At 70.9% G+C, this 21,257-nt stretch carries 19 protein-coding genes and 1 pseudogene; 12 read left to right on the forward strand and 8 right to left on the reverse strand.

Annotated elements, in window-relative coordinates:
• Window positions 1-294 precede the first annotated feature (294 nt).
• Window positions 295-1,269 carry a TerC family protein gene (locus tag AB0I69_RS02315; RefSeq protein ID WP_363093595.1) on the forward strand — a complete coding sequence of 325 codons (975 nt, stop codon included), beginning with the start codon at window positions 295-297 and terminating at the stop codon, window positions 1,267-1,269.
• A 29-nt stretch (window positions 1,270-1,298) separates the two neighbouring features.
• On the opposite strand, the pseudogene AB0I69_RS02320 reads toward AB0I69_RS02315, so the two are convergent.
• A pseudogene (locus AB0I69_RS02320) lies at window positions 1,299-2,480 on the reverse strand (MFS transporter); the annotation flags it as partial.
• A gap of 56 nt (window positions 2,481-2,536) precedes the next feature.
• On the opposite strand from AB0I69_RS02320, the gene AB0I69_RS02325 reads away from it, so the two are divergent.
• Together AB0I69_RS02325 and AB0I69_RS02330 are read left to right on the forward strand one after the other, a co-directional pair.
• Window positions 2,537-3,517, forward strand: a complete 981-nt coding sequence (locus AB0I69_RS02325) for an ArsR family transcriptional regulator (RefSeq protein WP_363093596.1) — start codon at window positions 2,537-2,539, stop codon at window positions 3,515-3,517.
• A 103-nt stretch (window positions 3,518-3,620) separates the two neighbouring features.
• A complete protein-coding gene (locus tag AB0I69_RS02330; RefSeq protein WP_363093597.1) occupies window positions 3,621-4,502 on the forward strand; it encodes an LLM class F420-dependent oxidoreductase in 882 nt (293 codons plus the stop codon).
• An 89-nt stretch (window positions 4,503-4,591) separates the two neighbouring features.
• On the opposite strand, the gene AB0I69_RS02335 is transcribed toward AB0I69_RS02330, so the two are convergent.
• Complete coding sequence (locus AB0I69_RS02335) at window positions 4,592-5,155, reverse strand: NADPH-dependent FMN reductase (protein ID WP_363093598.1); 564 nt, start codon at window positions 5,153-5,155, stop codon at window positions 4,592-4,594.
• A 101-nt stretch (window positions 5,156-5,256) separates the two neighbouring features.
• Here AB0I69_RS02335 and AB0I69_RS02340 point away from each other — a divergent pair, with 101 nt between their 5' ends.
• The 3 genes from AB0I69_RS02340 (at window position 5,257) to AB0I69_RS02350 (ending at window position 8,698) form a co-directional block, all read left to right on the forward strand.
• Entirely contained in the window at window positions 5,257-5,937 is a 681-nt protein-coding gene (locus tag AB0I69_RS02340) for a TetR/AcrR family transcriptional regulator (RefSeq protein ID WP_363093599.1), read from the forward strand.
• A 110-nt stretch (window positions 5,938-6,047) separates the two neighbouring features.
• Window positions 6,048-7,082 carry a LacI family DNA-binding transcriptional regulator gene (locus tag AB0I69_RS02345; RefSeq protein WP_363094152.1) on the forward strand — a complete coding sequence of 345 codons (1,035 nt, stop codon included), beginning with the start codon at window positions 6,048-6,050 and terminating at the stop codon, window positions 7,080-7,082.
• Window positions 7,083-7,261: 179 nt separating this feature from the next.
• Entirely contained in the window at window positions 7,262-8,698 is a 1,437-nt protein-coding gene (locus AB0I69_RS02350) for a benzaldehyde dehydrogenase (RefSeq protein WP_363093600.1), read from the forward strand.
• A gap of 15 nt (window positions 8,699-8,713) precedes the next feature.
• Here AB0I69_RS02350 and trxA read toward each other — a convergent pair whose 3' ends face one another.
• Window positions 8,714-9,100 carry a thioredoxin gene (gene trxA / locus AB0I69_RS02355; protein ID WP_019057648.1) on the reverse strand — a complete coding sequence of 129 codons (387 nt, stop codon included), beginning with the start codon at window positions 9,098-9,100 and terminating at the stop codon, window positions 8,714-8,716.
• Between the two features lie 122 nt (window positions 9,101-9,222).
• Here trxA and AB0I69_RS02360 point away from each other — a divergent pair, with 122 nt between their 5' ends.
• Window positions 9,223-10,653: an NAD(P)/FAD-dependent oxidoreductase gene (locus tag AB0I69_RS02360; protein ID WP_363093601.1), complete on the forward strand. Its 1,431-nt coding sequence runs from the start codon at window positions 9,223-9,225 to the stop codon at window positions 10,651-10,653.
• A 41-nt stretch (window positions 10,654-10,694) separates the two neighbouring features.
• On the opposite strand, the gene AB0I69_RS02365 is transcribed toward AB0I69_RS02360, so the two are convergent.
• Entirely contained in the window at window positions 10,695-11,339 is a 645-nt protein-coding gene (locus AB0I69_RS02365) for a peptide deformylase (RefSeq protein ID WP_363093602.1), read from the reverse strand.
• 172 nt (window positions 11,340-11,511) lie between these two features.
• Between AB0I69_RS02365 and AB0I69_RS02370 the strand changes: the two genes are divergently transcribed.
• Window positions 11,512-12,903, forward strand: a complete 1,392-nt coding sequence (locus AB0I69_RS02370; RefSeq protein WP_363093603.1) for a PepSY-associated TM helix domain-containing protein — start codon at window positions 11,512-11,514, stop codon at window positions 12,901-12,903.
• A gap of 64 nt (window positions 12,904-12,967) precedes the next feature.
• Here AB0I69_RS02370 and AB0I69_RS02375 read toward each other — a convergent pair whose 3' ends face one another.
• Genes AB0I69_RS02375 through AB0I69_RS02385 form a run of 3 tightly spaced genes read right to left on the reverse strand, consistent with a single transcriptional unit; the run spans window position 12,968 to window position 14,293 of the window.
• Window positions 12,968-13,315, reverse strand: a complete 348-nt coding sequence (locus tag AB0I69_RS02375; protein WP_363093604.1) for a tetratricopeptide repeat protein — start codon at window positions 13,313-13,315, stop codon at window positions 12,968-12,970.
• 49 nt (window positions 13,316-13,364) lie between these two features.
• Complete coding sequence (locus AB0I69_RS02380) at window positions 13,365-13,808, reverse strand: MarR family transcriptional regulator (protein ID WP_363093605.1); 444 nt, start codon at window positions 13,806-13,808, stop codon at window positions 13,365-13,367.
• On the reverse strand, window positions 13,805-14,293 hold the full coding sequence (locus AB0I69_RS02385) for a MarR family transcriptional regulator (protein WP_363093606.1): 489 nt from the start codon (window positions 14,291-14,293) through the stop codon (window positions 13,805-13,807). The genes AB0I69_RS02380 and AB0I69_RS02385 overlap by 4 nt, the downstream gene beginning before the upstream one ends.
• Window positions 14,294-14,432: 139 nt before the next feature.
• Here AB0I69_RS02385 and AB0I69_RS02390 point away from each other — a divergent pair, with 139 nt between their 5' ends.
• Window positions 14,433-15,398, forward strand: coding sequence for a pirin family protein (locus tag AB0I69_RS02390; RefSeq protein ID WP_363093607.1), 966 nt, complete (start codon window positions 14,433-14,435; stop codon window positions 15,396-15,398).
• 303 nt (window positions 15,399-15,701) lie between these two features.
• On the opposite strand, the gene AB0I69_RS02395 is transcribed toward AB0I69_RS02390, so the two are convergent.
• The gene (locus AB0I69_RS02395) at window positions 15,702-16,292 is read right to left on the reverse strand and encodes a TetR family transcriptional regulator (protein WP_363093608.1); all 591 of its coding nucleotides are present in this window, start codon (window positions 16,290-16,292) and stop codon (window positions 15,702-15,704) included.
• A 106-nt stretch (window positions 16,293-16,398) separates the two neighbouring features.
• On the opposite strand from AB0I69_RS02395, the gene AB0I69_RS02400 reads away from it, so the two are divergent.
• The 3 genes from AB0I69_RS02400 (at window position 16,399) to AB0I69_RS02410 (ending at window position 21,190) form a co-directional block, all read left to right on the forward strand.
• Entirely contained in the window at window positions 16,399-17,886 is a 1,488-nt protein-coding gene (locus AB0I69_RS02400; RefSeq protein ID WP_363093609.1) for an aldehyde dehydrogenase, read from the forward strand.
• 331 nt (window positions 17,887-18,217) lie between these two features.
• A complete protein-coding gene (locus tag AB0I69_RS02405) occupies window positions 18,218-19,171 on the forward strand; it encodes a hypothetical protein (protein WP_363093610.1) in 954 nt (317 codons plus the stop codon).
• Window positions 19,172-19,894: 723 nt separating this feature from the next.
• Complete coding sequence (locus AB0I69_RS02410; RefSeq protein WP_363093611.1) at window positions 19,895-21,190, forward strand: ROK family transcriptional regulator; 1,296 nt, start codon at window positions 19,895-19,897, stop codon at window positions 21,188-21,190.
• The last annotated feature ends 67 nt before the right edge of the window (window positions 21,191-21,257 follow it).

A 21,257-nucleotide genomic window follows, 5' to 3' on the forward strand; every position in this document is an offset into this window, starting at 1 on the left:
CTCCGGCCTCACCGAATCCGGAATTCCGCGTGACGCCGAGATGTCCAACTCCCCATGCTTGCCCGTTTGTTGACGGTGCGGGCGGATACCGGTCCATGGGGTGGGCCGTACGGGAGGGGCTCGGCTTCCCATGCCGGCCGGAGACCCTCAACCAACCGGACGAGGCCGCCGGTCTCCGCCGCCCGGGTGTCGATGTCGTGCATGCCATGACATGACCTTTTGTTCACCTCATGGAAGTGGAAGGGATGCACAGTCGACAACGATGTCGACGCCCCGTCCGCACCAGGAGTACCTGTGAACGTCTCCCTCACCGTCTGGCTGCTGACCGTCGCGGCCCTGTGTGCCCTTGTCGGCGTCGACTTCCTCATCGGTCGCAAACCCCATGACGTGTCGATCAGGGAAGCGGGGACCTGGACAGTGGTCTGGGTCGTCCTGGCCTGTCTGTTCGGGCTCGGGCTCTTCCTCTTCGGCGGGGGCGGCCCCACGGGCGAGTTCTTCGCCGGATACATCACCGAGAAGTCGCTGAGCGTCGACAACCTCTTCGTCTTCGTGCTGATCATGGGCAAGTTCGCGGTGCCCTCCCAGTATCAGCAGCGCGTCCTGATGGTCGGCGTCCTTGTCGCCCTGGTCCTGCGCGCCGGCTTCATCGCGGCCGGCGCCGCGATCATCTCCACGTTCTCCTGGGTGTTCTACCTCTTCGGCGCGTTCCTGATCTGGACCGCCTGGAAGCTCGTCCAGGACGCCCGCAAGGGCCACGGGAACGACGAGAACGACGAGTACGAGGAGAACAAGCTCCTCAAGATCGCCGAGCGCCGCTTCGGCGTGGCCGACCGCTACCACGGCACCAAGCTGTTCATCACGGAGAACGGCAAGCGCATCATGACGCCGATGCTCGTCGTGATGCTCGCCATCGGCTCCACCGACGTGCTCTTCGCCCTCGACTCCATCCCCGCGATCTACGGCCTCACCCAGGACCCGTACATCGTCTTCACCGCCAACGCCTTCGCCCTGATGGGGCTGCGCCAGCTGTACTTCCTCATCGGCGGCCTGCTGAAGAAACTCGTCCACCTCAGCTACGGCCTGTCGATCATCCTCGGCTTCATCGGCGTCAAGCTGGTGCTGCACGCCCTGCACGAATCCGGCGTGCACGTCCCGCAGATCTCCATCCCCTTCTCCCTCGGCTTCATCGTGCTGGTCCTGGCGGTGACGACGTTCACCAGCCTGCGGGCCACGAGGAAGCGGGGGGCCGAGCCCGCTCGTACGGCATAGCCCGCGTCGTCCCGGCGCAGATGAACGAGATGGCGCGCCAGGGCCAGTGAGGTGAGGAGCGCGACCAGGGCGCACACCCCGGGCCAGCCGAGACCGTCGTAGCACCGCGCCCCCAGCCACGACCCCATGCTGCCGCCGAGGTACGCACAGGTCATGTACGCGGTGTTCAGGCGGCTGCGGACCTCGGCGCCCAGGGCGTAGATCCGCACCTGGTTGGCGACCATTCCGGACTGCATGCCGACGTCGAGGAGCAGGGTTCCGGCGACCAGCGCCGTCAGTCCCGGTACGCCGCCGAGGCCGCCGAACGACAGGACCGTCGCGGCGGCCGCGACCCCGAAGAAGCACACCAGGTTGACCGGGTCCGGGCCCCGGCGGTCCACCTGGCGTCCCGCGAACGGCGTGCACAGCATGGTCGCCGCGTTCACCAGGGCCAGCAGCCCGACGGCCCGCGCGCTCATGCCGTACACCGGGCCGGTCAGGAGCAGCGCCACCGATGTCCACACGGCGGAGAAACCGGCGAACACCGCGGCCTGGTAGAGGCAGGAGCGGCGCAACTCGGGTTCGGTGCGCAGGAGTCGCAGTGGTTCGGTGAGCAGGATCCGGTACCGCTCCTTGGCGGCCGGGCGGGTGCGGGGCAGCGCTCGGGCCAGGAGAGCGGCGACCGTCAGGGAGAGCACCGAGGCCATCACGTACGGCGCCCGCCAGCCCAGCCGGTCGGCGAGGGCGCCGCCGAAGGTGCGGGACAGGAGCATGCCGGCGATCGAGCCGCTGAGCAGGGTGCCGCCGACCGCGCCACGGCGTTTCTCCGGCACCAGCCCGGCCGCGAGCGGTCCGGCGAGGGGCGCGATCACCGTGGTCAGGCCGACCACGGCGCTCGCGCAGGCCAGTGGGAGCAGCCCGGGTGCGGCGGCCGCGGCGAGCAGGCCGAGGCCGGTCAGCGCGAGCAGGGTCACCAGCAGCGGACGGTGCGGGAGCCGGTCGCCGAGCGGGACGAGCAGGAAGACACCGGCCGCGTAGCCGAATTGGGTCATGGTGACCACGGCGGCTGCCGAGCCGGGGGAGAGGTGCAGGCCCGTGGCCAGCGAGGGGCTGATCGCCTGCGGGAAGTAGACGTTGCCCACGGCCACTCCACAGGCGAGGGCCAGTAGCGGGATCGACCAGGGAGCGGCGGCAGGCAGCGCGGTATCCTGCCGTTGAGTGTGATCCGTCATGTGCCGAAGTCCACGGCACGGGCGGGTAGTTGCCAAAGGATGTAGCCGGAGGCTTAATGATCAGCTTCCTGCTCGACGGCGAGGATCTCGCCGACACCTGGTTCGCCATCTCGCCGCTGACCGAGGTCATGGGCAGCCTGCGCGTCCTGCGCGAGCCCGGCCTCCAGCCCCTGCACGCCCCGTGGCGCAGCTCGGTGCTGCGGCGGCTCGATCCGGCCGATGCCCGGCTGCTTGCCGCGCTGGTGGGGCCGACCCTTGCCCTGCCCGACTTCCTGACGCCGAGGCCCACCGCCTTCGCGCCGACGATCGAGGAGGAGCTGGCCGCCGTGCGCGCCGCACCCGTGGAAATCGTCCGGCGCGATCTGCTCGCCGCCCACGCACCCGCCCCGCTTCCCGGCGCGCTACGGCGAGTTGACGCGCCCGGTGCTCGACCTGTCCTTGAGCTGTTGGACGAACTGTGTGAACTCCTCCTCCGCTACTGGGAGTTGGCGTTCCGGTCGAGCTGGCCGCGGATGCGGCTCGTGCTGGAGGGTGATGTCACGCACCGCGCACGGCAGTTGGCGACGGGCGGGGCCCGGTTGCTCTTCGCCGACCTGCACCCCAATCTGCGCTGGCGGAACGGGGAGTTGCGCATCGACAGGATGATCAGCCGTCACCGTGTGGACGGGGCCGGGCGGGGACTGCGGCTGGTCCCGTCGCTGTTCGCCCACAAGCCGGCGCCTCCGGTCAGCGCCGAGGAACCGCCGATGCTGTCCTATCCCGGGAGGGGCGCCGCCACGCTCTGGGAACGCGAACCCGGGCCCGACGTCTCCGCGTTGGCCTCACTGCTCGGCGCACCCAGGACGACCGTGCTGCGCCTGCTCGCCGAGCCGCTCCCGACTGTCGAGATCGCCCGCCGTCTCCGGGTGACCCCGAGCGCCGTCTCCCAGCACCTCCGGGTGCTGCACACCACGGGTCTTCTCACGCGGAGCCGCGACGGACGGCATGTGCTCTACCGGCGCAGTGAACTGGGCGACCGACTCGCCGACGGAGCTTGACTTCGAGAGCGCTCGAAGACCTACCGTCACGAAGGACGGTGCAGGTCCGGGTGGACGGTGAATCCGGGTGGACCGCGAAGTGGACTGTGAAAGGGAGTCGGGCATGCGCGTCGGCGTACACATCAACCGGTTCAACCATCCCGGAGGGCCGACGGCGGTCGGACCCGAGCTGGCCGCGGCGGGCGCCGCGGCCGAGGCGGCGGGCGTCAGCTGGCTCTCGGTGATGGACCACTACTTCCAGATGGAGTTCAACGGCGGCGCCGAGGACGCCATGCTGGAGGCCTACACGACGCTCGGCTTCCTGGCCGGCAACACCTCCACGGTCCAGCTCGGCGCGCTGGTGACCGGGGTGACGTACCGGAATCCCGGGCTGCTCGCGAAGATCGCGACCACGCTCGACGTGGTGTCCGGCGGCCGGGCCACGCTGGGTATCGGGGCGGCCTGGTACGACCGTGAGCACCACGGTCTCGGCGTGCACTACCCGCCGGTCGCGGAGCGTTTCGAGCGGCTGGAGGAGACGCTGCGGATCTGTCTGCAGATGTGGGACCCGGAGGCGAACGGCCCCTTCGAGGGCAAGCACTACCAACTCGCCGAGACCCTGTGCGTACCCGCGCCGGTCAGCAGCCCGCACCCCGAGATCATGATCGGCGGCGGCGGGGAGAAGAAGACCTTGCGGCTGGTCGCGCAGTACGCCGACGCCTGCAACCTGATCGTGTCGACGCCGGACGAACTGCGCCACAAGCTCGACGTGCTGCGCGGGCACTGCGACAGGCTGGGGCGCGACTACGACCGTATCCGCAAGACGATCGTCCACACCGGCGAGTCGGTCACCACGGGGGACACCGATGCCTTCCTGCGGGAGATCGACGGCTTCACGAAGTTCGGTGTCGACACGGTGATCCTGGGCCCGCGAACGGGCGAACCGGCCGAGTGGATCGAGCGGTTCGTGGCGCCGGCGGTACCGCGCCTGGCCGAGTTGAACTGACCGTAGCGACCGGGGCGTCCGGAGCGACATGAAGGGGCCGGAGTCCGTGTGGACTCCGGCCCCTTCGATGGTGAAGCGGGGTGCTTGGATCAGGCGGCGACGGCCTCGCCCGCGTGGCCCTTGAGCTGGGAGAGGACCTCGGTCAGCTGGGCGACGACCTCGGCGTCCTCGGACGGGTGGGTCTCGGCGAAGCGGACCACGGAGCTGGGGATCGAGAGCTTGAGCTCCTCGATCACCTTGCCGCCGGCGATGCCCACGGCCTTGCGGGCCTCGTCCTGCGCCCACACGCCGCCGAACTGGCCATAGGCGGTGCCGACCACGACGACCGGCTTTCCGCCGAAGCCGCTGGCGCCGTAGGGGCGGGACAGCCAGTCGATGGCGTTCTTCAGGACGGCCGGGATGGTGCCGTTGTACTCGGGGGAGAAGAAGAGGAACCCGTCCGCGGCACCGGCGGCGGCACGCAGCTTGGCGGCGGCGGCCGGGACGTCGCCCTCGACGTCGATGTCCTCGTTGTAGAACGGGATGTCGGCGAGACCCTCGAAGATCTCGATGTCGGAGCCCTCGGGCGCGAACTTCACGGCGGCCTCGGCGAGCTGGCGGTTGTGCGAGCCGGCACGCAGGCTGCCGACGAGCGCGAGGATACGAACAGACATGGGGACTCCAAGGGGGGTGAAACACTGCCGTTACGATCCGGACCGAGGTCCGTTTAAATGTTGTACCAGGCTAAGCGGACCGCGGTCCAGTTTTGTTCCCCGTGCTTTACGCTGTCTTCATGTCCCGCGCCCTGCCGCCCTTTCCGAAGCCCGAGGAGTCCATAGGCGAGCCCCAGTTGCTGGAGGTCCGCTCCTTCGCCGACGAGCCGTGCCTGCGTGCCGACGCGGCCCGCAACCGCGCCAAGCTGCTGGAGGCCGCCGCCCGGCTGATCGCCGAGCACGGGGTGGCCGGCGTCACCATGGAGGCGGTGGCCGCCGCCGCCCAGGTCGGCAAGGGGACCGTCTTCCGCCGCTTCGGCGACCGCACCGGCCTGCTGATGGCGCTGCTCGACCACTCGGCGCAGACGCTCCAGGCCGACTTCCTCAGCGGCCCGCCCCCGCTGGGCCCCGGAGCCCCGCCGGTCGAGCGGCTGCGGGCGTTCGGTGTGGCTGTCCTGTACCGCTCGGCGGAGCAACTGGACCTGCAACTGGCCGCCCAGCCGGAGCCCACCCGCCGCTTCTCCCACACCGCGCTCCAGGCGCTGCGCACCCACGTCATGGTGCTGCTCCGGCAGATCCTGCCGGACGCCGACTGCGATCTCCTCTCCCAGACGCTCATGGCCTATCTCGACCCCGCCCTGATCAACCATCTGACCAGGCAGTGCGGGATGCCCATGGAACGGCTGGAGTCCGGCTGGATCGACCTCGTCGCCCGCGTGACCTGTACGCCGCCGCCCTGCTGAGTCCCGCTCGTGACGATCATGTTCGTGAAATCCCGGACCATGTTGCCCTCGTGACGACCGTTCCCCCGCCGCACTGCCGGGCCCCGGCTTCTGCCAAGATGCCGTACGTCATGGTGCAGATACCGAAAACGCCCGCAGCCCCGTCGCCCGCACCGCGCTCTGTGCCCACGAGCGCCGATGTGGCCCGCCTGGCCGGCGTCTCACGCGCGACCGTCTCCTACGTCCTCAACAACACCAGCGCCGTACGGATCAGCGAGCCCACCCGCCGCCGTGTCCATGCCGCCGCCAAAGAGCTCGGGTACGTCCCGCACGCGGCGGCCCGCAGCCTGCGAGCCGGGCACAGCCGGATGGTGCTGATGCCGGCGCCGACCGTCCCGGTGGGCCTGCTCTACAGCCAGTTCATCAACGAACTCCAGTGGGCGCTCAGCCGCCTCGACTACACGGTCGTACAGCACGGCTCCGTCGGCCTGCGCGGCGACGAGGCCGCCCGCGCCTGGGCCGAACTGCGCCCCGTCGCCGTCCTGGTGCCCGGCGCCGGACTCGGCCCGGAGGGCGTCGCCGTCCTCAAGCGCTCCGGCGCACGGGCCGTCCTCACGCTCGGCCCCGACGTGGTCGAGGGCGCGCACGCCCTGCTCCTGGACCACGAGGGCGTCGGCCACTGCGCCGGCGAGCACCTGTACGGCCGCGGCCGGCGCCGGATCGGTGTGGTCGTACCCGAGGAGCCGGGCATGGGGGTCTTCTCCCGGCCCCGCCTCGCGGGCGTGCGCCGCGCGCTGCTCGGCACGGACGCGACGGTGACCGAACTCCCGCTCGCCTACAGCGAGGAGAGCGCCGCCCGGACCGCCGCGCGGTGGCGCGCGCTGGACCTCGACGCGGTGTTCGCCTACAACGACGAGTACGCGATGCTGCTGATGCGCGCCCTGCAGGACGAGGGCATCCGCATCCCCGAGGACACGGCCGTGATCGGCGCCGACGACCTCATGATCGGCCGGCTCCTGCGCCCGCGCCTGAGCACCGTCCACATCCAGCTCCCGTCCGGCCGCGACCTCGCCGAACTGGTCGACAACGCGGTGCGCGACCCCGGCGCCGTACCGTGCGTCCACGAACTGCTCGGAGCCTCGGTGACACACCGCGACTCCAGCTGAACCGGGCCTGAACCCGGGGGAGTTGCGTCGTGAGTGTGTGCGGCGGGCGGCGCGTTTCCGGCGCGACACGACTAGCATGTTGCACGCTCAACAAGACGGGGATGCGTTCGACCACCGGATGCTGCTCGCATGTCCGCTCCGGGTCACCGCATCCACCGGTGACCGATCGGAGAACCGCCATGCCTCTGCTCGACCCCAAGATCTGGCAGCCCCGCCCCCTGTCGGGCCCCGAGTACCCGGTCACCGAGCCCGCCACGGGCGACACGCTCGGCACCGTCACGCTCGCCGCGGCCGAGGACGTACGGCCGGCCGCGCAGGCGGCCCGCACCGCGCAGGCCGAGTGGGCGCGCGTCCCGCACTTCGTCCGTGCCGCCGTGCTGCGCAAGGCCGGTGACCTGTTCGCGGCGCACGCCGATGAGTTGCGCGAGTGGATCGTGCGGGAGTCCGGGTCGATCCCCGGCAAGGCGGACTTCGAACTGCACGTCGCCGCCCAGGAGTGCTACGAGGCCGCCGCGCTCGCCTCCCGCCCCGCCGGGCAGGTCCTCCCCTCGGAGGCGCCCAGGCTGTCGTACACCCGCCGCATCCCGGTCGGTGTCGTCGGCGTGATCGCGCCCTTCAACGCCCCGCTGATCCTCTCCATCCGCTCCGTCGCCCCGGCGCTCGCGCTCGGCAACGCGGTCGTCCTCAAGCCGGACCCGCGCACGGCGGTCTGTGGAGGACTGTCGCTCGCGGCGGTCCTCGCGGAGGCGGGCCTGCCCGAGGAGCTGCTGCAGGTCCTGCCCGGCGGTGCCGAGGTGGGAGCGGCGCTGGTCGCCGATCCGCAGGTGCCCGTGATCTCCTTCACCGGCTCAACTGCCGCCGGTCGCCTGGTCGGTGAGGCCGCCGGCCGTCATCTCAAGCGCGCGCACCTGGAGTTGGGCGGGAACTCGGCCCTCATCGTGCTGGCGGACGCCGACCTGGACGCGGTGATCTCCACGGCGGCCTGGGGTTCGTTCTTCCACCAGGGCCAGATCTGCATGACGACCGGCCGCCATCTCGTCCACGAGTCGCTCTACGAGGAGTACGTCGAACGCCTCGCCGCCAAGGCCGACTTGCTCGCCGTCGGCGACCCGCACCGCGCGCAGGTCCACCTCGGCCCGATCATCGACGCGGCCCAACTCGCCAAGGTGCACGGCCTGGTGGAGGCCAGCACGGCAACTGGCGCCAGGCTGGCGGCCGGTGGCACCCACGAGGACCTCTTCTACCGGCCGACCGTCCTCGCCGGCGTCGACGACGACACCCCCGCCTACACGGAGGAGGTCTTCGGCCCGGTCGCACCGGTACGGTCCTTCGCCACCCCCGACGAGGCGGCGGCGCTGGCCGCGACGGGACCGTACGGACTGTCGCTCGGCATCGTCACACGCGACAGCGCCCGCGGCCTGGACCTCGCGGAACGCATCCCCACCGGGATCGTCCACATCAACGACCAGACCGTGAACGACGAGGCCGTGGCCCCCTTCGGCGGGGTCGCCGCGTCCGGTACCGGCGCCCGCTTCGGCGGTGAGGCCAACCTGGAGGCCTTCACCGACGTGCGCTGGACGACGGTACGCGCGGACGTGGCGTCGTACCCCTTCTAGTACTGACGAAGAGGCTTACTGACCGTTCTGCTCGGCCTGCGCCTGCTGCTCGGCGACCGACTTGCGGACCTCGTCCATGTCGAGCTTGCGGGCCTGGCCGATGACGTCCGTCAGGGCGGCCTCCGGCAGGGCGCCGGGCTGGGCGAACACGGCGACGCGGTCGCGGACGATCATCAGCGTGGGGATCGACTGGATGCCGAAGGCCTGGGCCAGCTCGGGCTGGGCCTCGGTGTCGATCTTGCCGAAGACGAGGTCCGGGTTCTCGTCGGCCGCCTTCTCGTAGACCGGGGCGAACTGACGGCACGGCCCGCACCAGGACGCCCAGAAGTCGATCAGGACGAAGTCGTTGTCCGTGACCGTCTGGTCGAAGTTCTCCTTGGTGAGCTCCACGGTGGTGGTCATGACGTGATTCCCTCTTCCTCGATGTGGGGGCGAAGCCGCCTCGGACAACACGGTCGTCCGGGCCCGTATTCCGCGCCCCTACCCGTGTGGCCTCAGCGCACACCACCCAGCAGACTGGCCCCATGACGGAAACGGAATCCATCGCGTACGACGTCGTGGTGCTCGGGGCCGGGCCCGTGGGGGAGAACGTCGCCGACCGCACCCGTGCGGCCGGTCTCTCCACCGCGATCGTGGAGAGCGAACTGGTCGGCGGCGAGTGCTCGTACTGGGCGTGCATGCCCAGCAAGGCACTGCTGCGGCCGGTCATAGCCCGCGCCGACGCCCGCCGCGTACCCGGCCTCGGCCACCTCGTCCAAGGCCCCCTCGACACGGCCGCGGTGCTCGCCCACCGCGACTACGAGGCCTCGGGCTGGAAGGACGACGGTCAGGTCCGCTGGCTCGACGGCATCGGCGCCGACCTCTACCGCGGCCAGGGCCGCCTCGACGGCCCCCGCAGGGTGACGGTCGACGGCCCCGACGGCGTACGACACGTCCTCACGGCCCGGCACGCGGTAGCGGTCTGCACCGGCACCCGCGCCCTCCTCCCCGACCTGCCCGCCCTCGCCGACGTGAAGCCGTGGACGAGCCGCGAGGCCACCAGCGCCAAGGCCGCGCCGGGCCGGCTGATCGTCGTCGGCGGCGGAGTCGTGGCCGTCGAAATGGCGACCGCCTGGCAGGCCCTCGGCTCCCGCGTCACCCTCCTCGTCCGCGGCAAGGGCCTGCTGCCCCGCATGGAGCCCTTCGCCGGCGAACTGGTCGCCGACGCGCTCACCGAGGCGGGCGTCGACCTGCGCACGGGTACGTCCGTCACGTCGGTGACCCGCGAGAACGGCACCGTCGTCGCCGTCACCGACAGCGGCGACCGCATCGAGGCCGACGAGATCCTCTTCGCCACCGGACGCGCCCCGCAGACCGACGACATCGGCCTCGCCACGATCGGCCTGGAACCGGGCTCCTGGCTCTCGGTGGACGACACCCTTCGCGTCCAGGGCCGCGAGTGGCTGTACGCGGTCGGCGACGTCAACCACCGCGCCCTCCTCACCCACCAGGGCAAGTACCAGGCACGCATCGCGGGCGCCGCGATCGCCGCCCGCGCCTCCGGCGTCCCGCTCTTGGAGACCGACCCCTGGGGCGCCCACGCGGCCACCGCCGACCACGACGCCGTACCCCAGGTGGTCTTCACCGACCCGGAGGCCGCGTCCGTCGGCCTCTCCCTCGCCGAGGCGGAACAGGCCGGCCACCGCGTCCGCGCGGTCGATGTCGAGTTCTCCTCGGTCGCCGGCGCGGGCCTCTACGCCGACGGCTACCGGGGCCGCGCCCGCATGATCGTCGACCTGGACGACGAGACCCTGTGCGGCGTCACCTTCGTAGGCCCCGGCGTAGGCGAACTGATCCACTCGGCGACGATCGCGGTAGCCGGCCAGGTCCCGATCAACCGCCTGTGGCACGCGGTCCCGTCGTACCCCACGATCAGCGAGGTGTGGCTGCGCCTGCTGGAGGCGTACCGCGGCTGAACACACCCGAGTTTCTCGGGTAGTTGACAGCCATTGATCTTCTACGGCAGCTCGAAGCCGAGCGCAGCCGACGCCGCATCCGGTGTCGGCTGCGCCCAGCGCTCCGCCATCGCCTCGTTCGACGACAACGAGCGCAGCTCGGCACGGTCCAGGTAGAGCAGGCCGTCGAGGTGGTCCGTCTCGTGCTGGACGATCCGCGCGGGCCACCCGGTGAACACCTCGTCCACCGCCCGCCCGTGCTCGTCCTGCCCGGTCAGCCGCACCGAGGCGTGCCGCGCCACCACGGCCTGCCAGCCCGGGACGCTCAGACACCCCTCGAAGAACGCGGCCCGACCGTCACCGACCGGCGCGTACGACGGATTGACCAGCACCCGGAACGGCTGCGGCACCCGCCCGCGCACCACCCGCACCTCGTCCGGCACCGGCGCCGGATCCTCGATCACCGCGATCCGCAGCCCCACCCCGACCTGCGGCGCCGCGACGCCCACCCCCGGCGCGGCATGCATGGTCACGCGCAACGCCTCGACGAACCGGGCCAGCAGTGCGGGCTCCAACTGCCCGTCGAACGGCTCGATACCGCGCCTGAGCACCGGGTCACCGGCCGAGACGATGGGCAACGGGCCGCCACCGGCGAGGAGTTCCTCGACCCGCTCGGCCAGGGGTACGTGATCACTGGGATGTGCCATCGCGCCAGGATGCCACGCCCCCCGGCGCCACCCGATGTGACCCACGCCACGCGCCTCCACGGGAACTCGCGGCCTTCACGCCCCGACTACTGAGCCACTACGGCTACGACACATCACCCGCTCGATTCCGCGCACTCGTCCCCTATCCCCTCGCCCCCGGAGCAGCCCGCCCATGTCCACCGCTCCCTCGGCCACGACGGCCGAGGCCCCGCAAGAGCCCGCCCCGGCACCGTCCCCCAGCCGCTGGGCCCCGCTGCGCCCCCTGGTCCTGCGCCTGCACTTCTACGCCGGAGTGCTCGTCGCCCCGTTCCTGCTCGTCGCCGCGACGACCGGCTTCCTGTACGCCGGTGCCTTTCAGGCCGAACGGATCGTGTACGCCCATGAGTTGACCGTCCCCGTGGGCGACCGCGAACTGCCGATCTCCACGCAGGTCACCGCCGCGCGCACGGCGCACCCCGAGGGCACGGTCTCGGCGGTACGACCCTCCCCGGAGGCGGGCGCCACCACCCGCGTGATGCTCTCCGGCGTCAAGGGCATCGCCGCCGACCACACCCTCGCGGTGTTCGTCGACCCGTACACCGGAAAGGTCCGCGGCGCGCTCGAACAGTACGGCTCGACCGGCGCGCTCCCGCTGCGCACCTGGATCGACGAACTCCACCGCGATCTCCGACTCGGCGAAACCGGCCGCCTGTACAGCGAGTTCGCCGCGAGCTGGCTGTGGGTCATCGCGGGCGGCGGCCTGGTGCTGTGGTTCTCCCGCCGCCGCGCCCTACGTAAGGTGCGCGGAACCAGCGGCCGGCGCCGCACCCTCGGCCTGCACGGCACGGTGGGTGTCTGGACCGCCGTCGGCTTCATCTTCCTGTCGGCGACCGGACTGACCTGGTCGACGTACGCCGGCGCCAACATCGACGAACTCCGCACCTCCCTGGGCCAGTCGACCCCCTCGGTGTCGGCCGCGGCGAGTGCTGAGCACGCGGGCCACGGCGGTTCCACCGCGACCGGCGACGCCGAACACGGCGTAGGACTCGACAAGATCCTCGCCGCCGCGCGCGCCGAGGGGTTGGGGAACCCCGTCGAGATCGTCCCGCCCGCCGACGCGAAGTCCGCCTACGTCGTCCGGCAGGTGCAACGCAGCTGGCCCGAGAAACAGGACGCCGTCGCCGTCGACCCCGCCACCGGCAAGGTGACCGACGAACTCCGGTTCGCGGACTACCCGTTGCTCGCCGAGCTGACCCGCTGGGGCATCGACCTGCACACCGGCGTCCTCTTCGGGCTCGTCAACCAGATCGCCCTGATGCTGCTCGCGCTCTCCCTGATCCTGCTGATCGTGTGGGGCTACCGCATGTGGTGGCAGCGCGGCCGAGGCTCCTCCTTCGGCCGACCGATACCGCGCGGTGCCTGGGCCCAGATGCCCCCGCTGCTTCTCGTCCCCTGCCTGGCGGTGATCGCCGTACTCGGCTATTTCGTCCCGCTGTTGGGGATTCCGCTGGCCGCGTTCATCGCCGTGGACGTGGTGCTGGGCGAGATCGCGCACAGACGAGGGCAGCGGACGTACGCGAAGTAGCCACGCACGCGAAGGAGCCCGGTTCCGCACCGGAACCGGGCCCCGTCTCTGCGCTCTTCGTTTCTCAGACCTGCTCGAAGTCACCCGCGAGCGCCGAGGCGATCCGCAGATGCGAACCCGCCTCCTCGTGCCGTCCCTGCCGCTCCAGCGTGCGGCCCAGCATCAGCCGCGCGTAGTGCTCCACCGGGTCACGCTCCACGAGGACACGCAACTCGGTCTCGGCGCGCCGCAGTTGGGCCGAGTGGTAGTAGGCGCGCGCCAGCAGCAGGCGCGGTCCGGTCTGCTCCGGCACCTCCTCGACCAGCCCGCCCAACACCCGCGCCGCCGCGGCGTAGTCCTTGGCGTCGAAGAACAACTGCGCGCGCTCCCAGCGCTCCGCCGGTGTTCCGTGGTCGTAGTACGTCATGTCCACTTGACCTCCTTCGATCTGCCACAACGGCCGGTGTTGGTTGAATATTCCACTACCTTCCGGCGGTGGCCAGCTCCGCGTTCGCCCGCTCGGTGACCAGGGTCAGTACGCGGCCGGTGGCCAGCAGGTCCTCGTCGGGGATGCCGCCCCAGATTCGGGCGCTCGCCGCGTTTGTCTCCTTCACGATCCGTTCGTACAGGGCCCGGCCCGCGTCCGTGATGCGCACCTCGGACGCGTCCGTCGCGACGAGTCCGGCCGCGATCAGTTCGTCGATGGTGTTCCGTACGGAGTCCTCGCCTGTCTTCAGGGCCGCGACGGTGTCCGCGGCGAGCCGGTCGCGGTCGACAGGCCCGACGGCGAGGGCGACCGGCCGCAGGACGATCTGCTGCTGGAAGTCGAGGCCGTGGCGGGTGAGGACGCTCTCCAGAACGGCGCGGGCGGCGTAGTGGGCCAGGCCGAGCGTGCGGGCGTCCGCGGGGGTCGTGGTGGTGGTCATGACTGCTCCTTCTCGTGCTCACTCGCAGGGACGGGTGTGAGGGGTGTGTCGAGCAGGGTCGCCAGATCCCGGCTGAACTCCCGGGCGCGTGCGCTGTCCAGACCGCCGAGCGGCTCCAGCAGCTGCTCCAGAAGTCCGTGCACGACTTTGATCGCCCGCCGAGTCACGTCACGGCCCTCCTCGGTGAGGGCGAGCTGGACCGCGCGGGGGTCCCGGGCGTCCCTGGTGCGCTCGACGAGTCCGGCGGATTCCAGGGCGCGGGCCAGCTTCGACACGTAGAGGGCTTCGAGCCCGGTGTGGTCGGCGAGGTGACGCTGACTGGGGCGCAGCCCGGAGCGCTGCATGCCGTAGAGCGACGCCACCAGGGGGTACTGCGCATGGGTCAGTCCCAGGGGTGCCACCGCGCGGTCGACCGCCACGCGCCACTTCATCGACAGTCGCCAGACCAGGAAACCGGGCGTAGCGCCCGAGGATGCCGTACTCATAGTGGATACAGTACATGGCTACTATATCCATGGCTACTATGTTTCGGACGGGAGGAAGACAAGCGGAGGGCGGGGGAGCTGCCACCGGCGAGGGTTTGGCGGACTGACGGAACGGCCTCGGCGGGACTAGGTTGTCGCCATGAGCAATCTTGATCGCGAAGCGGTTCCGGCCCTGTGCGGCGGCCGCGGTTTCGTGGTGGCGGAGCCCGTCCGTGAACTCCTCAGCCCACGCCGGGTCCAGCTCGGCGAGTCCACCGAAGTCCGCCGACTGCTGCCCAACCTGGGCCGCCGTATGGTCGGCGCGTGGTGCTTCGTGGATCACTACGGTCCTGACGACATCGCCGACGAGCCGGGGATGCAGGTGCCCCCGCACCCGCACATGGGCCTGCAGACGGTGAGTTGGCTGCACGAGGGCGAGGTGCTGCACCGCGACTCGACCGGCAGCGTCGCGACGATCCGACCGCGCGAACTGGGCCTCATGACCTCCGGCCGCGCGATCAGCCACGCCGAACAGAGCCCCAAGACGCATGCCCGCTTCCTGCACGGCGCGCAGCTCTGGGTCGCCCTCCCCGACAGCGACCGTCACGTCGACCCGCACTTCGAGCACCACGCCGAACTGCCGGTCGTCACGGCGCCGGGCCTGCGTGCCACGATCGTCCTCGGCGACGTCGACGGCGCGACCTCGCCCGGCACGACGTACACCCCGATCGTCGGCGCGGACCTGGCCCTCGCGGCCGGCACGGACGTACGCCTGCCGTTGGAACCCGACTTCGAGTACGCCGTCCTGGCCATGTCCGGCGAGGCCCACGTCGACGGCGTCCCGGTCCTCCCGGGCTCGATGCTCTACCTAGGCTGCGGCCGCACCGAACTCCCGCTGCGCGCCGAGTCGGACGCCGGCCTGATGCTGCTGGGAGGCGAGCCGTTCGAGGAGGAGCTGATCATGTTCTGGAACTGGATCGGCCGCACCCAGGAGGAGATCCAGCAGGCCCGCACGGACTGGATGACCGGGTCACGCTTCGGCGAGGTCAAGGGATACGACGGCGATCCGCTGCCGGCTCCTGAACTGCCTCCGGTGGCGTTGAAGCCGCGGGGGAGGGTGCGCTGACCTGCTGAGATGCGCTATCGGATTCTGCTCACGGCTTGCCGTCGTCGGGGCCAGTGGCGGGCACGGAAGACTCGGCCTGGCCAAGGCTGCCGTAGGCACGCTGAGTGACAGGCGCGGCCGGGGCTCCGATGCTGACCGACATGCCGGCCGACCGGCTGGACGCGCTGATCGGGCATCCGTTCCATCGGGGGAACGGTGAGCGGCTGATCGGCTTCGTCAAAGGCCTGCGCGAGTGGCACAGCGCCGAGGATTTCGTGACGTTCCAGCGGCAATTTCTGCCAGCCATGCTCACCGTGAACCTCTCTACGCCGAGCCCACTACGGCTGTCGGAGCGGCTGCGCAGAGGCGGCGGGCGGCTTCGACGACGACGGCCCGGTGCTCGGCGAGCCGCTCGGGCCGGTAGGGGTCGGTGCCGTCGGCGGCCGTGAGGAGATCCCGCGGCGCGAGCACCCAGCTCTGGGTGAGTCCGGTGATGAGGACGAGCAGGTCGGTCGACGGCAGTTGCCCGGCGGTCGAGTCCGCGGTCATGCGGGCCATCTTGTCGCTGTACACGTCCGCCGCGTCGGGGCCCAGCTCGGGCCGCTCCAGCTGGCGCCACAGGTGCATGCGCAGTGCGGCGGGGTGGCGGGTCAGGTAGTCGAACATGCGGCCCGCGTAGCCCGGCAGGTCGTCCTCGGTGAGCGGCACCGCGTCGTTCAGCTCGGTGATGACCTCGTGCAGGGCGGCGGCGAACAGGAGCTCCTTGTTCGTGTAGTACACGTAGATGGACCGCTTGTTGGCGCCCGAGACCTCGGCGATGCGGTCGATGCGGGCACCTGCGAAGCCGGAGGCGCTGAACTCCTCGATCGCTGCCCGGAGGATCTTTGCGCGGGTTGCCGCGGAGTCGTAGGCCATGACCCCACCCTAAGGTAACCAACCAGTTATTGACAAACTCCGGACCCGGTGCCTAGATGGTAACTATCCAGTTATTTTCATTACTGGCCGTAGCGGAAGGTCTGTCATGAGTACTCCCTCGCCCTCCTCGCCCGTCTTCGAGCGGGACCTGTTCATCAACAACACCTGGCGTCCCGGCTCCACCGGCGAGCGCATCCCCGTCGTCGACCCCGCGACCGAGAAAGAGATCGGATCGGCCGCCGCGGCAACCTCTGAGGACATCGACGCGGCCGTCACCGCGGCCCGTGCCGCGTTCGACTCCGGCCCGTGGCCGCGACTGACCCTGCGGGAGCGTGCCGAGATCCTCACGAGGTTCGCCGAGGAACTGGAGAAGGACGTCGACCCGGTCACCGAGGTGCTCGTCGCCGAGACCGGCCTGACGGTCGGCCAGAGCCGTGGCGGGGCCCTGACCATGCCCGGCCTGCTGCGCTACTACGCCTCCTTGGCGGACACGACGGAGCTGACCGAACTGCGCACCGGCCTGTCGGGGGTCAGCGCCCGCATCGAGAAGCGGCCGGTGGGCGTCGTAGCGGCCATCGTCCCGTGGAACGCCCCGCTCGCACTCGCCGCGTTCAAGCTGCCGCAGGCCCTGCTGGCCGGCTGCACCGTCATCATGAAGCCGTCGGAGGACACCCCCCTGAGCGCGGGCTACTTCGCCGACGCCGCACTGCGGGCAGGACTGCCCGCCGGTGTGCTGAACATCGTCAACGCCCTGCCCGCGGGCGGCGACCACCTGGTGCGCCACCCGGGCGTCGACAAGATCACCTTCACCGGCAGCACCGTGGTCGGCCGCCGCATCGCCGCCGCAGCCGCCGACACCCTCAAGCAGCTCACCCTCGAACTCGGCGGCAAGTCACCGGCACTCGTACTCGACGATGCCGACCTCGACCGCATCGTCGAGACCCTCGTGCCGGGCGTCACCGGGAACAACGGCGAGAGCTGCACCAACCCCAGCAGGCTCATCGTGCCCGAGCACCGGCACGACGAGATCGTCTCCGCCCTCGCCGAGGCGTTCGCCGAGCTGACCGTCGGCGATCCTCGCGACCCGGCCACCGACGTGGGCGCGATGGTCACCCGCAAGCACTACGAGCGGGTCCTGGACTACCTCGCCTCCGCGGAGAAGGAAGGCGGCACCTTCGCCGTCGGCGGCGGCCGGGCCCCCGGCCACGACATCGGCTACTACGTCGCCCCCACGATCATCACCGGCGTGTCCCCGGACGCCAAGGTCGCCCAGGAGGAGATCTTCGGCCCCGTCCTGACCGTCCTGACCTACCGGGACGAGGAGGAGGCCGTCCGCATCGCCAACGGCACCGAGTTCGGCCTGTCCGGCGCCGTCTACAGCACCGACACCGAGCGCGCCCTGCGCGTGGCCCAGCGGATCAACTCCGGCACGGTGAACCTGAACAACGGCATCACCGTCGACATCGGCGTGCCCTTCGGCGGCGTCAAGCAGTCCGGCTACGGCCGCGAACTCGGCCCCGAGGGCCTGGACGCCTTCTTCAACACGCACGTCATCTTCATCGACGGCGAACCCCTGCGCGTGATCAGCGGCTAGGGGTGGGGAGTACGGCCCGGTCCGGTCCGTTGCGGGGGACCGGACCAGGCCGTTTGAACTGATCCGGGATCAGTGGAGGAGCTCGCGTGCCTGCTCCCGCCCCTCCAAGCGGGGCGCGGCGGGACCGGTCGGCCCGGCGCCCAACCGCCCCGCCATGCCGGACCCCCGCCCGCGATCAGGGTTGCTGTTCGGGAACGGGTCGGAGGGTGCACGGCTGGTGACGTTATGCTCACGCGGTGGGCCGGAACCTCCCTCATGCCGTCGTCCGGACTGTCGGAGGATGGGAGATGAAGCCGGTCCCGTCGAGCACAGGGTCAGAGGAGGCAACGGGGTGCGGCAGGCAAGTGTGCTCGATGTCGGGTGTCACAGCGCTCTGCTGACGGTCGTACGGCGGCGCCCGGGTGCGGCGCTGGAGCCGGTCTTCTCCCGCAAGGTGCGGCTGAGACTGCACGAGACCCTCGACCACAAGGGACGGCTGGACCAGGCCGGCGTACACAGCGTCGAGCGGGCAGTGGCCGAGGCCGTCGCCGCTGATCCACGTCCGCGTGGACCGGAGGTGTTCGCGTTCGCCACCTCCGTCATCCGGGACGCCCCCAACCGGGACGCGATCATCGCGCGCGTGGCACGCACCACGGGTACCCGCCTACGTGTGCTGACCGGTGAGGAGGAGGCGCGGCTGGCCTACGTGGCCGCCCGCCAGTGGGCGGGCCCGGCGGCCGGCCCCCTGCTCGTCCTGGACATCGGCGGCGGCACCCTGGAGATCGCCTCCGGCACCGGAGACCAGCCCCGCACGGTGTACTCGCTGCCGCTGGGCGCCCGCAGGATCACCCGGGACTGGCTGCCCGGTAACACCTCGCCGTCCCCACGCCGCCTGGCCGAGATCCGGAAGTACCTGCAGCGGTCCCTGGAAGCCGTTCCCGACCTGCCGCGGGCCGAACCGGGCGTACGGGTGCTGGCCTGCTCCAAAACCTTCGAACAGCTCGCCCGGCTCGCCGCGGCCCGGAGCAAGTCGCCGCGAGCCGCACGGCAGTTGGCCCTGCCCCAACTGCGCGCCGCGGTCTCCCTGTTGGCCGGGGCGAAGCCGTCCCGCCGTGGCAAGCTGCCGGGCATCTCCCGGCACCGAGCCGAACAGTCGCTGGCTGGAGCCTTGATCGCCCAAGCCCTCATGGAAGCCTGCGGGGCCAAGCGCGTCGAGATCTGCCCCTGGTCCACCCGGGAAGGACTCCTGCTGGAACACCTCAGCGCACCCCGCACCACGACGGACCGCTCCCGCCTCGCCGGCTGAACCCCAACGCTCTGCTCCGCGAGCGTCGCCCGCCCTCCCGAGGTCGACCTCTTGGCGAGCCCCGCCTCGGCGAACAGCTGGCTGCGCACGCTCCAGTGGCCGACCCGCCCCCGTTCTACGAGCTGTGCGAAAGCCTCCAAGCGGCCAAGCGCTTAGAAGGCGCTTGCCCTGTCCGTTGAGTGGTGTATCCGGGCAATGACATCCCGGTCTGCCAGCGTTGCCTTTTGCTGCGCGGAGCCCATGGGAAGAGGGCCGCCCACCTTCAGTGTGTGTCCATCCGCTGCGCTGCAGCTGCACGCGATGTGCGGATTGACCGTGGGGTGTTGTGACGAGTGCCGGTGCCGGACAGTACGACGGCGATCCGCTCCCGGCTCCTGAACTGCCCCTGGTGGCGTTGAAGCCACGGGGAGGACGCGCTGACCTGCTGGGATGCGGCGATGGGGTTGCCTGGGGTGGAGGTGCGTGGACCCCTGTCTCTGTGCCTGGGCGGTTCGGGGGGTCGTGTGGGGTGCGGGGCTTGAGGAGGTTGGTCTGGGCGAGGCGTCGATTCCGGGGTGTGGCTGCGTGGGGGCAGTTGTGGCAGTCCGCTTGCTGACCTTTGCTGACTTTCCCGATGGTGTCTCAGCCGGCCGCGAGGGGGTTGGGGGCAGGGGCGGAGGCGGCCAGGCGGACGTGGCGGGATCCGAGGAGCCGTGGGCTGGCAGACTTCGTTCTGTGAAATCCGTGGTGAAGCGAACGACGAGCGACTTGCGGCGGCACAACCGGTCCATCCTCCTCTCCGCTCTCTATGTGCAGGGACCCACCAGCCGGAACAAGCTGACGCGGGTCTCCGGCCTCAGCTCCGCGACGGTGAGCAACGTCGTCTCCCAACTCCTCGCCGAGGGCCTGATCGCGGAGGGCGGTTCGGAGGACTCCGACGGGGGCAGGCCGCGCTCGGTGCTGGAGGTCCGCCCTGACTACGGCTCCGTGATCGGCGTGGACATCGGGGAGACGCACGTCCGGATCGGGCTGTTCGACTGGACCCTGTCGGTGATCACCTCCGAGGTCTACCCCATCGCCAGTACCCGGCTCGACGCCGAATCGGTGGCCGCACTGGTGCTCCAGGGCATCTCCGACGTGACCCGCGCCGCGGGCGTCGACCCCGCGGACCTGCTCGGCGTCGGTGTCGGCGTGCCCGGCGCGGTCCAGCCCGACCCGCGGATTCCCGGGCGCATGCTGGTACACGCGCCGACGCTCGGCTGGTCCGGTGTCGCACTCGGCGAGATGCTCGCCCCCGGGGTCGCCGCACCGCTCATGCTGGACAACTGCGCGCGAACCCTGGGCCAGGCGGAGATGTGGCGCGGCGTGGGCCAGGGCGCCGACCGGGTGGTCACCGCGCTCATCGGGGTCGGGGTGGGCGCGGCCCTCGGGTCGGGCACGGAGGGGGGCACCACGGGCCTGGCCCCGGCCACGATCGAGTGGGGGCACACGGTGATCTACGCCGGAGGGCTGCCCTGTCGCTGCGGTTCGCGGGGCTGCCTGGAGGCGTACGTCGGAGCCGATGCCATCCTCCACCGTTACCAGGCCACCCTGGGCAGCCAGCCGTTCCACGCCTCCGGGACCGAGGGGCGGCTCGCGGAGTTGACGGCACGGGCGGCCACCGACCCGGTGGCCATGGAGACCCTGGAGAAGATCGGGGAGTACATCGGCATCGGGATCGGCAACCTGATCAACCTGCTCCACCCGGATCTCGTGGTGCTCTCCGGATGGGCGGGCTCGGTGATGGGCGGGGTGGTGCTGCCCACCGTGCGTGAGACGGCCGAGCGGCACGCCCTGTCGTATCTGCGCGGGCGCACCCGGATCGAGGTCGGGCGGCTGGGCCAGGAGGCGGTGGCGATGGGAGCGGCCACCCTGCCGGTGGCGCACCTGCTGTCCACGGGCGGCCGACGTCCGGAGATCGTGTCCGGGCCCGGGGCCGGGGTGAGGTCCGTCTCCGGGACCGTGCCAGGGTCGGGGTCCGGCGCTGGGGCTTGGGCGTAGACCCGCCGGCAAAACACTCTGCTGTGCGGCGGGACCCGGTGGCACTGGTTGACGTCCATGACGTTCG

It is taken from the genome of Streptomyces sp. NPDC050508, from assembly GCF_040655155.1.
Lineage (GTDB): Bacteria > Actinomycetota > Actinomycetes > Streptomycetales > Streptomycetaceae > Streptomyces.

Coding starts and splice junctions, on each gene's coding strand:
- AB0I69_RS02350 (WP_363093600.1), top strand. CDS start 7,262: ATGCCTCTGCTCGACCCCAAGATCTGGCAGCCCCGCCCCCTGTCGGGC.
- AB0I69_RS02400 (WP_363093609.1), top strand. CDS start 16,399: ATGAGTACTCCCTCGCCCTCCTCGCCCGTCTTCGAGCGGGACCTGTTC.
- AB0I69_RS02330 (WP_363093597.1), top strand. CDS start 3,621: ATGCGCGTCGGCGTACACATCAACCGGTTCAACCATCCCGGAGGGCCG.
- AB0I69_RS02365 (WP_363093602.1), bottom strand. CDS start 11,339: ATGGCACATCCCAGTGATCACGTACCCCTGGCCGAGCGGGTCGAGGAA.
- AB0I69_RS02335 (WP_363093598.1), bottom strand. CDS start 5,155: ATGTCTGTTCGTATCCTCGCGCTCGTCGGCAGCCTGCGTGCCGGCTCG.
- trxA (WP_019057648.1), bottom strand. CDS start 9,100: ATGACCACCACCGTGGAGCTCACCAAGGAGAACTTCGACCAGACGGTC.
- AB0I69_RS02380 (WP_363093605.1), bottom strand. CDS start 13,808: ATGACCACCACCACGACCCCCGCGGACGCCCGCACGCTCGGCCTGGCC.
- AB0I69_RS02325 (WP_363093596.1), top strand. CDS start 2,537: ATGATCAGCTTCCTGCTCGACGGCGAGGATCTCGCCGACACCTGGTTC.
- AB0I69_RS02360 (WP_363093601.1), top strand. CDS start 9,223: ATGACGGAAACGGAATCCATCGCGTACGACGTCGTGGTGCTCGGGGCC.
- AB0I69_RS02390 (WP_363093607.1), top strand. CDS start 14,433: ATGAGCAATCTTGATCGCGAAGCGGTTCCGGCCCTGTGCGGCGGCCGC.
- AB0I69_RS02370 (WP_363093603.1), top strand. CDS start 11,512: ATGTCCACCGCTCCCTCGGCCACGACGGCCGAGGCCCCGCAAGAGCCC.
- AB0I69_RS02385 (WP_363093606.1), bottom strand. CDS start 14,293: ATGAGTACGGCATCCTCGGGCGCTACGCCCGGTTTCCTGGTCTGGCGA.
- AB0I69_RS02395 (WP_363093608.1), bottom strand. CDS start 16,292: ATGGCCTACGACTCCGCGGCAACCCGCGCAAAGATCCTCCGGGCAGCG.
- AB0I69_RS02345 (WP_363094152.1), top strand. CDS start 6,048: ATGGTGCAGATACCGAAAACGCCCGCAGCCCCGTCGCCCGCACCGCGC.